The organism is Kribbella sp., assembly GCF_035687465.1.
Taxonomy (GTDB): Bacteria; Actinomycetota; Actinomycetes; order Propionibacteriales; family Kribbellaceae; genus Kribbella.
This window is the reverse complement of the sequence record NZ_DASRXP010000628.1, coordinates 1-9,152: the sequence shown is the minus strand read 5'-3', so window position 1 is coordinate 9,152 and position 9,152 is coordinate 1. Positions and strand designations below refer to the sequence as shown.

The 9,152-nt window shown below is 67.8% G+C and carries 9 protein-coding genes; 6 read left to right on the top strand and 3 right to left on the bottom strand.

Annotated features, from left to right (window positions below):
- The 3 genes from VFG33_RS33270 to tsaA all read left to right on the top strand — a co-directional run.
- The coding region (locus VFG33_RS33270) for a substrate-binding domain-containing protein (protein WP_325056973.1) at positions 1-782 on the top strand (782 nt) is incomplete at its 5' end.
- A gap of 32 nt (positions 783-814) precedes the next feature.
- Complete coding sequence (locus VFG33_RS33265; RefSeq protein ID WP_325056972.1) at positions 815-1,579, top strand: metallophosphoesterase; 765 nt, start codon at positions 815-817, stop codon at positions 1,577-1,579.
- 31 nt (positions 1,580-1,610) lie between these two features.
- Positions 1,611-2,024, top strand: a complete 414-nt coding sequence (gene tsaA / locus VFG33_RS33260; protein ID WP_325056971.1) for a tRNA (N6-threonylcarbamoyladenosine(37)-N6)-methyltransferase TrmO — start codon at positions 1,611-1,613, stop codon at positions 2,022-2,024.
- A 9-nt stretch (positions 2,025-2,033) separates the two neighbouring features.
- Here the strand turns inward: tsaA and lpdA are convergent, their stop codons facing one another.
- Complete coding sequence (gene lpdA / locus VFG33_RS33255) at positions 2,034-3,431, bottom strand: dihydrolipoyl dehydrogenase (protein ID WP_325056970.1); 1,398 nt, start codon at positions 3,429-3,431, stop codon at positions 2,034-2,036.
- Positions 3,432-3,576: 145 nt separating this feature from the next.
- On the opposite strand from lpdA, the gene VFG33_RS33250 reads away from it, so the two are divergent.
- Entirely contained in the window at positions 3,577-5,694 is a 2,118-nt protein-coding gene (locus VFG33_RS33250) for a peptidoglycan DD-metalloendopeptidase family protein (protein WP_325056969.1), read from the top strand.
- Positions 5,695-5,732: 38 nt separating this feature from the next.
- A complete protein-coding gene (locus VFG33_RS33245; RefSeq protein ID WP_325056968.1) occupies positions 5,733-6,191 on the top strand; it encodes a PGPGW domain-containing protein in 459 nt (152 codons plus the stop codon).
- On the opposite strand, the gene VFG33_RS33240 is transcribed toward VFG33_RS33245, so the two are convergent.
- Positions 6,110-7,354, bottom strand: coding sequence for an FAD-dependent monooxygenase (locus VFG33_RS33240; protein ID WP_325056966.1), 1,245 nt, complete (start codon positions 7,352-7,354; stop codon positions 6,110-6,112). The genes VFG33_RS33245 and VFG33_RS33240 overlap by 82 nt on opposite strands.
- 93 nt (positions 7,355-7,447) lie before the next feature.
- On the opposite strand from VFG33_RS33240, the gene VFG33_RS33235 reads away from it, so the two are divergent.
- Entirely contained in the window at positions 7,448-8,128 is a 681-nt protein-coding gene (locus VFG33_RS33235) for a TetR/AcrR family transcriptional regulator (protein WP_325056965.1), read from the top strand.
- On the opposite strand, the gene VFG33_RS33230 is transcribed toward VFG33_RS33235, so the two are convergent.
- A complete protein-coding gene (locus VFG33_RS33230; protein WP_325056964.1) occupies positions 8,129-9,010 on the bottom strand; it encodes an AraC family transcriptional regulator in 882 nt (293 codons plus the stop codon).
- Between the last annotated feature and the right edge of the window lie 142 nt (positions 9,011-9,152).

Sequence of the window (9,152 nt, the reverse complement as noted above, 5' to 3'; positions counted from 1 at the left end):
AGGAGCTCCGCAGCGCGTACGCGGCCGAGTGCACGCAGGCCGATATCAGCATCGCCGCGAACGGCAGTCGCAGTGGCACCCGGGCGCTGAACGACCTCGGTACGAAGAACCCGGCCGAGGCCGAGCACCTGATCGCGATGTCCGACGGGGCGGCCGAGGCCGCGCCGAATCTGCAGGGCCGGGCGGTCGCCGTCGTGGTTTTCGCCGTGATCGTGAATCGTGCGACCGACGTGACCGCCCTGACCACCACTCAACTGCGCGACATCTACGCGGGCCGGCTGACGAACTGGAAACAGCTCGGCGGCCGCGATCTGCCGATCCGGATGGTGAGCCGTGTCGGCCCGGACTCGGGGTCCCGCCGGACCTTCCGGGAGAAGGTGCTGGCCGGTGACCAGGAGCTCGGCATCTCCTCGGACGACTGCCGGACCCTCGACGATCCCTCCGCCCGGTACCACCGCTGCGAGGTCGGCACCACCGAGGAACTGCTCTCCCGGGTGAACGACCTCGATGGCGCGATCGGGTACGCCGAGGTCGGTGGTTCCCGCAAGCACCCGGCGATCACGCCGATCGCGATCGACGGCGTGGTGGCCGACGCCTCGAAGGTCGCCGACCACACGTACCGGTTCTGGGAGGTCGAGCACGCCTACACCTACAAGGAGCCGAAGGTGGGCTCACTCCAGGAAGCCTTCCTGGACTACCTCAGCTCGGCCCAGGCCCGCCCGGTCCTCGCCCGCGACGGCCTGGTCCCCTGCTCAGAACTCCCCGGCACCTTCTGCGGCTAGCCTGCCGGTAGCTCGATACCGGGAGGCTCCTCATGTTCGTGATCGCTCATCTCAGTGACCCCCATCTCGACGGAACGGTTGAGGCACGGGACCGCCTCCGCCGCGTCACGACATACCTGCGGGCCTTGTCCCGACCGGTGGACGTCATCCTCGTCACGGGAGACCTCGCCGACCACGGCCTCGAGTCCGAGTACGCCGAGCTCGCCGCGGAACTGACCTTCGACATCCCGGTGCTGATGCTGCCCGGCAACCACGATGTCAGCGCACCCTTGCGCGCCACCCTCACCTCGTACGTCGAGTCGCCGGGCGAGGGTCATCCGGTGCATCAGGTGCGAGACGTCGCTGGGGCGCGGTTCGTGTTGCTCGACACGTCGATCCCGGGTGAGGACCCGGGGCTGCTGAGTGCGGAATCACTCGCCTGGCTGGCCGGCGTCCTGGCTGAGCCTGTGGACGGCCCGTTGTTCGTCGCCTTCCATCACCCGCCGAACAAGCTCCAGCACCCGGTGCTCGACCAGTGGACCCTGCAGGACCCGGGTCCGTTCGCCGACGTTCTGCGCGGCCGGCCGATCACCGCTCTGCTCACCGGCCACGTCCACAACGGCGTCGCCACCACCTTCGCCGGTCACCCCCTGCTCGTTGCTCCCGGCATCAGATCCACCGCCCTGCTCCCCTTCGAGCCGGGCGCCGCCGAAGCCCTCACCGACGTCACCGCCCCACCCGGCCTCGCCCTCCACCTCCACACGCCGGACCAACCCCTCGTCACGATCTACCGCTCGCTGACGTCAACCTCAACATGAGGTCTAGTGCAGCGAACGAGAGGAACTGGTGGTGCACGTGAGCAAGGACCTGGTGATTCGGCCGATCGGGCGGGTGGAGTCAACCCTGACAACCCGGGAGGACGCTCCACGGCAGGGCGATGAAGGGGCTCCGGATGCCTGGCTGGTGTTCACGGAGAATGTGCGGGAAGCACTGAAGGACCTGACGGTCGGCGACGACGTCATCCTGATCACCTGGTTCGACCGCGCCGACCGTGACGTCCTCGCGGTTCATCCGCGCAATGATCTGGCCAGGCCGATGACCGGTGTCTTCAGCACCCGCTCCCCCGACCGCCCCAACCCCCTGGCGCTCCACCGCGTCACAATTCTCGCCATCAACGACCTGCGCCTCCAGGTCAGCAACCTGGAGGCGCTCGACGGCACTCCGCTCGTCGACGTCAAACCTGTCCTCGGCGACGAACGCTGAGGACACGCGTCAGAAGTTGATCATGTGCCCTTCGAGGCCGTGGAAGGCTTCTTGGAGGGCTTCGCTGAGGGTCGGGTGGGCGTGCACGTTGCGCGCCAGTTCCTTGGTGGTGAGGTCCCACTTCTGCGCCAGGGTCAGCTCGGGCAGGAGCTCGGTGACCTCGGGGCCGATCAGGTGCGCGCCGAGCAGTTCGCCGTACTTGGCGTCGCTGATCACCTTGACGAAGCCGGTCGGGTCGCCGAGGCCGTGCGCCTTGCCGTTCGCGGTGAAGGGGAACTTGGCGACCTTGACCTCGAAGCCCTCCAGTCGGGCCTGCTCCTCGGTCCAGCCGAAGCTGGCGATCTGCGGCTGGCAGAAGGTCGCCCGCGGGATCATCACGTAGTCGAGTTCCATCGTCTCGGCCCCGGCGATCGTCTCGGCGGCGATCACACCCTGTGCCTCGGCCGCGTGCGCGAGCATCAGCTTCGCGTTCACGTCACCGATGGCGAAGATGTTCGCCACGTTGGTGCGCAGGAAACCGTCCACGTCGATCGCGCCGCGCTCGGTGAGCTTGACGCCGATCTTGTCCAGGCCGTAGCCGTCGACGCGCGGCTGGAAGCCGATCGCCTGCAGCACCTTGTCGGCCTCCAGCGTCTGCTGGTTGCCGTCCTTGCCGGTGACGGTCACCTTCACCTTGTCGCCGGAGTCGTCGATCGAGTCGACCCTGGTCCCGGTCAGCACGTCGACGCCGAGCTTCTTGTACGCCTTGGCCAGTTCCTTGGACACCTCGACGTCCTCGAGCGGGACCATCCGGTCCAGGAACTCGACGATCGTCACCTTCACGCCGTAGTTCGTCAGCACGTAGGCGAACTCGACACCGATCGCGCCGGCGCCCGCGATGATGATGCTGCCCGGCAGTTCCTCGGTGAGGATCTGCTCCTCGTAGGTGACGACCCGCTCGCTCAGCTGGGTGCCCGGCAGCAGCTTGGTGGTGGCGCCGGTGGCGACGATGCAGTTGTCGAAGGTGACGGTCTCGGAGTTGCCGTCGTTCAGGCTGACGTCGAGGGTGTTCGCGTCGACGAAGGTCCCCCAGCCGTCGACCTCCGTGATCTTGTTCTTCTTCATCAGGAAGTGCACGCCCTTGACCCGGCCGTCGGCCACCGTCCGGCTGCGCCGTACCGCGGTCGGGAAGTCGAAGCTGACCTCGCCGCTGATGCCGAAGGTCTTGGCATCCGCGCGGAAGATGTGCGCCAGCTCGGCGTTCCGCAACAAGGCTTTGGAGGGAATACAGCCCACGTTCAGGCAGACGCCACCCCAGTACTTCTTCTCGATGATGGCGGTCTTGAGCCCGAGCTGGGCGGCGCGGATCGCCGCGACGTACCCACCCGGGCCTGCGCCGAGGACAACAACGTCAAAGTGCGAGGCCATGCGATGAACTTTAGTCGGTCGCCCCGGCGTGACGCGCCACCGGGAGTCACCGCGGGGTTCCGCCTGGCCTTCGCGGCGCCTACGCTGGGGCAGGCACGGGGGCCGTCCTCCCCTGTGCGCGTGAGGCTATGTCGATGGGGGTCAGATGGACCTGGGGAAGAAGCGTGGGATGCGGTTCGCCGCACTCGGCGCGCTGCTGGCGGTCTTCGCGCTGCCCGCGTACGCCGATCCGACCCCCCCGCCCGCCTCCGTCACCGACGTGAACCGGTCCCTCGAACAGCTCCAGGCCGAGGCCGCCGCGATCCAGGCCGACCTCACCAAGACCACGATCGCCTACACGAACGCGCTGAAGCAGGCCCAGACCGCCGAAGCCGCCGCCAAGAAGGCAGAGCAGTACGCGGCCAGTTCCAAGGGCAGATCGGACGCCGAACGCCGCCGGCTCGGGCTGTTGACCGCTCAGGCCTACCAAATGGGCATCCCGACCGTGCTGGGCGCAGAGTCGATGCTGTGGTCGCTCGCCCCCATCGCGGAGAACCTGCAGGAGATCGCCGACCGGCAGACCGCTATCAGGCAACTCGGCAACACCCAGGTCGCGCAGTACCAGACCGCAATGGCCGCCGAGAACGCGGCAGGCACGGCGGCATCTGACGCGGCGACGAAGCGTGCAGCCGCCGACAAGGCCGCCGCCACCACCAAGACCCTCAGCCAGGAAGTCCAGACCAAGGCAGCGAACGCCTCGATGACCATGAACGGTCAACTGGCCGACCTGGCCGGCGCAACCCAGCTGTCGAAGCAACTGCAGACGACCCGCAACCAGCAGGCCGTGTCCCGCTGGCAGACCTACCTCGCCGAACTGACGGCAACAGGCGTGAAGCCACCCGCGGCCAGCACGATCCGCAACCCTGCCAAGCTGCCGGCCGGCCTCAAACCCTTCACGACCGCAGGCCAGTCGGTGACAGGCGCCGCCTCAGTGGTCACCGGCGGACGGACCGTGCGAGTCCTGCCCGCCGAGACCATCCGTGCGGTCAACCAGGCGTTCACCCTGCTCGGCAAGCCGTACGGCGTCGGCGCAACCGGCCCGGACAAGTACGGCTGCCTCGGTGCGGCCCGGACTGCCTGGCAGCCGTACACGACGCTGCCGAACCTCGTTGGCAAGGTCTACCCGAACTACCAGAAGGTGCCAGCGGCCACCGTCCAGCCAGGTGATCTGCTGGTGATGGGCAGCAAGTCGGTCGGCCTCTTCCACATCGGCGTAGCCCTCGACGGCGGCGAGATGATCGCCGCCGACGAGGCCAAGGGATCGGTAGTCGTCACTTCCATCCCGGACAGCCTGTACGCCGCTCTGCGCCCGACGCTCGGCAAGCCGGCCACGGTCCAGGCGGCACCGGTCGCCACCTCCGGGGCCTATGCCTTCCGCTGCGGGAACACAGCCACGTCGTACGACGTCGGCAACGGCGCCTGGACCTGGCCGCTTGCCGAGGGCACCTACGAGATCGGTACTGCGTTCGGCCAGGCCGGCCCGCTGTGGTCCAGCGGCTTCCACACCGGCCAGGACTTCGTAGCGCCGATCGGTACTCCGGTCCGCGCGGTCACCGCCGGCACCGTGAAGGTTGAGCACCCGGCCTGGGCCGGCAACCTGGTCCGGATCGATCACGGCAACGGCCTGGAGACGCTCTACGCGCACCTGAGCTCTGTCACAGTCGCGGACGGCACGAGGGTCTCCGCTGGTCAGCAGATCGGAGCCGTCGGCACCGAAGGCAACTCCACCGGTCCGCACCTGCACTTCGAGGTCCGGCTCGGCGGCGACGCGGTCAACCCGATGCCCTTCCTGGCCACCGGCAGCGCGAGCCTGGGCTGGGGCGGCTACAGCAACGGCATGATCCCGGCCTCCCAGCTCTGCGGCCTCGGCAACGGCCACTCACTGCGCTGCGACGCGGCCGCCGCCTACAAGCAACTGGCGAGCGCCTACCAGAACCGTTTCGGCAAGGCGCTGTGCATCACCGACTCGTACCGCTCCTACTCCTCACAGGTCTCCCTGTACGGCCGCAAGCCATCACTGGCCGCCCTGCCCGGTACTTCGAACCACGGCTGGGGCGTCGCGGTCGACCTCTGTGGCGGCGTCGACCACTTCGGCACCGCGCAGTACCAGTGGATGGTGGCCAACGCGGGCGCCTTCGGCTGGGTCCACCCGTCGTGGGCCAACCAGGGCGGCACCCGCGAGGAGCCGTGGCACTGGGAGTTCGGCCGTCCCGCCAGCGCGTGATCAGGCCGCGAGCCCCCCGTACGACGTACGCTGTCACTGTGGCCGAGAAGACAAGTCCCGACCGCACGGACGACAACATCACGCTGGACGCCCAGGACGATCGCTGGGAGTGGCGGCGCAAGATCCGTGCCAACCCGCGCAAGCTCCTGTTCTACCGGATCGGCGTGGGGATCCTCGGCGGCCTGCTGCTCATCGCGGCGCCACTCACGGGCTGGCTGCCCGGACCTGGCGGTATCCCGCTGTTCATCGCCGGTCTCGCTGTGCTGTCGAGCGAGTTCGAGTGGGCGCAGCGGTTGCTGTACCGGGTCAAGGACTGGGTACACGCCTTCACCACCTGGACCGGCAAGCAACCGGCCTGGCTCAAGGCGCTCGGCACCCTCGCACTCTTCCTCTGCGTAGTAGTCGCGATCTGGCTCTACTTGGCCGTGCTCGGCGTCCCCGGCTGGCTCCCGAACTCCTGGGAGTCCTTCCTGGTCAAGCTCCCCCTGCTCGATTGAGGGTCGTAGTCGCGGATAGCGACCTGGTTGCTGAGCTTCTCGCCCGCCTTGAGCATTGCGTTGAGCAGGAAGGGCGTATTCATCATCCGGTTGCGTGCGGCGATGCCGAACTTCGTCGCGGGCGCTAGGAACTTGCCCGTACGGTTGCCGCCCGACTGGGTCCCGCGCACGGGTTTGCGAAGCTGGCTCTCGTAGCTCCTGAAGGCTGCTGCATGGTCAGTCGAGGTCGCGAGCTCGCCGGCCAGTACGTAGGCGCCGACGATCGCAGTACCGGTGCCCATGCCGCCGACGGTCGCACCGTAGCCCGCGTCACCGAGGAGCACGACCCGGCCGTTCGACCAGAGATCCACGTCGACCCGGCTGATCGAGTCGAAGTACAGATCGGTCGCCCCGGCCAGACCGTCCAGCAGTTGTGGGACGTGCCAGCCGAGGTCGTTGTAGCGGTCGCGGATGAGCTGCTTGTGCTGCTCGGGATCGCGCCGGTCGTAGTCGAGCTTCGGCGACTTGAAGATGACCATGGCTCCCGCCTTGGTCTCATCGCGGTGGTCGACGCCGACACTCGCGAGTCGCCCGGGCACGTTGTACATCAGGCCATCCCGCTCGGCGCCGTAGTGGTTCGGCAAGTCCCAGCCGGCGATGTAGTAGCCGAGGTGCTTCACGTAATCCTGCTCCGGACCAAAGGCGAGCCGCCGTACGACGGAATGCAGGCCGTCGGCGCCGATCACCAGGTCGAACGTCTTCGCCGTACCGCTCTCAAAGGTGACATCCACGCCGCCCGAGTGCTGGTCGAGCGTGGCGATCGAGTCACCGAAGACGTACTCCGCCGTCGAGCTGCTGTGGTCGTACAACACCTGCGAGAGGTCGGATCGCAGCACCTCGAGGTCTCCCCCGGCGAACTCGGGCGGCAGCCGCAGTAGTTGCCTGCCGCCCTCATCCACGAACCGCATCGCGCTGCCACCGGTCTGCCTGTCCCGGAGGTCGTCCAGCACGCCCATCTTCTCGAGCACCCGCTCGTTCGCCGGGCCACGGAAGTCGACCGCGTAACCACCTTCGCGGAGCGCCGGGGCCAGCTCGACCGCGGTCACGTCGTACCCGAAACGTCCCAGCCAGTACGCCGCCGCCGGGCCGGCGACGCTCGCACCGGAGATCAGGATCTTCTGCATGGTGTCTCCTCGGATCAAAACTGTGTCCGGTGGACACATTAGTGTGTATGGTAGACACAGTTCGAGATTGGGCACAACTCCTGGAGGTGACACGTGGCGGATCTGCTCTGGGATCGCAAGCCGCCGCCGAGTCGCGGACCGAAGCCCGCGATGACGCTCGAAGGCATCGCGCTGGCCGGCATCGCGATCGCGGACGCCGAAGGGCTCGACGCGGTGTCGATGCAGCGGGTGGCCGGCGAACTCTCCTTCCCGAAGATGTCGCTCTACCGGTATGTGCCGGGCAAGGCGGAACTCGTCGCGGTGATGACGGATCTCGCTATGGGCACACCGCCGGAGCACCCGGGTCTGGGCTGGCGCGAATCCCTGACCGCGTGGGCCCTCGACCTCTACGCCGGTTTCGAACGGCACCCCTGGCTACTGCTCTCGACTGTGGGGCGGCGCGCCCTCGGGCCGAACGAGCTGACCTGGATGGACCGCGGCGTCCAGGCACTGTCGGGGACGGACCTCAACGGCGGCCAACAGCTCGACTCGGTCCTCGTGATCACCGGCCACGTGCGCACCATCGCCCAACAGACCTTCACCATGCCTGGCGGAACCACCGGCGTCACCGAGGAACACCTCACCTCAGCCCTCACCGAGGTGCTCACGACCCACGCGGATCGCTTCCCGGCGCTGGCCGCGGCCATGCAGTCGGTCGAGGGCAACCAGAACCAGGGCCTGACCTTCGGCCTCGACCGGATCCTCGACGGCCTGACCCTGCTGATCAGCCGGTGATCAGAGTCTGGCTGCGTTGAAACGTTGCCGGTAGCTGGAGGCGCTCAGGCCGTAGTGGGACTTGAAGCGCCGGGCGAAGTAGTTCTGGTCCGGCCATCCCACGGACTCCCCGATCCGGCTGATCGGCAGGTCCGTGTGCAGTAGCCGATCGGCGGCGAGCTCGACCCGGTGCCGTGACAGGTATGCCATCGGTGGCAGCCCCGTGGCCGACTTGAACAGTCGCACCAGATACCCGGGCGCCAGGTGCAGCGCGTCGCCCAAGTCGGTGAGCGTCCACGGCCGGGCGGGATCGGCCTCCATCATCCACATCGCGTCCAGGACGGCGGAATGCGTCCGGCCGCGGAGATCGTCGCGCTCGCCCACCGTCCGTGCGACGCAACTCAGGTACAGCGACAACCGGCCGATGATGTCGCCGCGATGCCGGCTGAGCGGCTGGTCACGCAACTGCCGGAGACCGTCGAGATGCTCGACCCCTTCGGTGAAGGCGGCCGGATCGAGGTGCGTGGTGAGCATGCCGCGCCGCTGCGCGGAGAACGGCCCGGTCCACAAGAGGTAACCGAGCAAGGGATCCTCGCGCGTCCACGCCAGCTCATGCCGGACCAGATCGGCCGAGAAACAGCAGTTGTAGATCTCGAGCGCGCGGCACTCCTCGTACTCGTGCCAGACCCCCGGCCGGAGCAGGATCAGGTCGCCGACCGCGAGTTGCCGCCGACCCGCGAGGCTGTGATGAACGCCTTCTCCCCCGACCACCAGCGCCAGTTCGAAGAAACTGTGCGTGTGCAGGGGATGCGTGCCCTCATGCACGTGCGGACCCGCGTGCACCACCGTCCCGTCGACGAAGTGCAGCACCGTGCCGGACGTTCTGACAGGCTCGTCGGCCATGCCTCACGATACGGGCCGAGGTGCGTTTTGTGCTACCACGAGTGCACTCCGGGCTAGCCCCGACCGGCCGTCGGCGACCACAGTGGCATGAATCGTTTCACTCGCCGGTTGGAGACTTATGCCGAACCTCGCCGCCCCCACC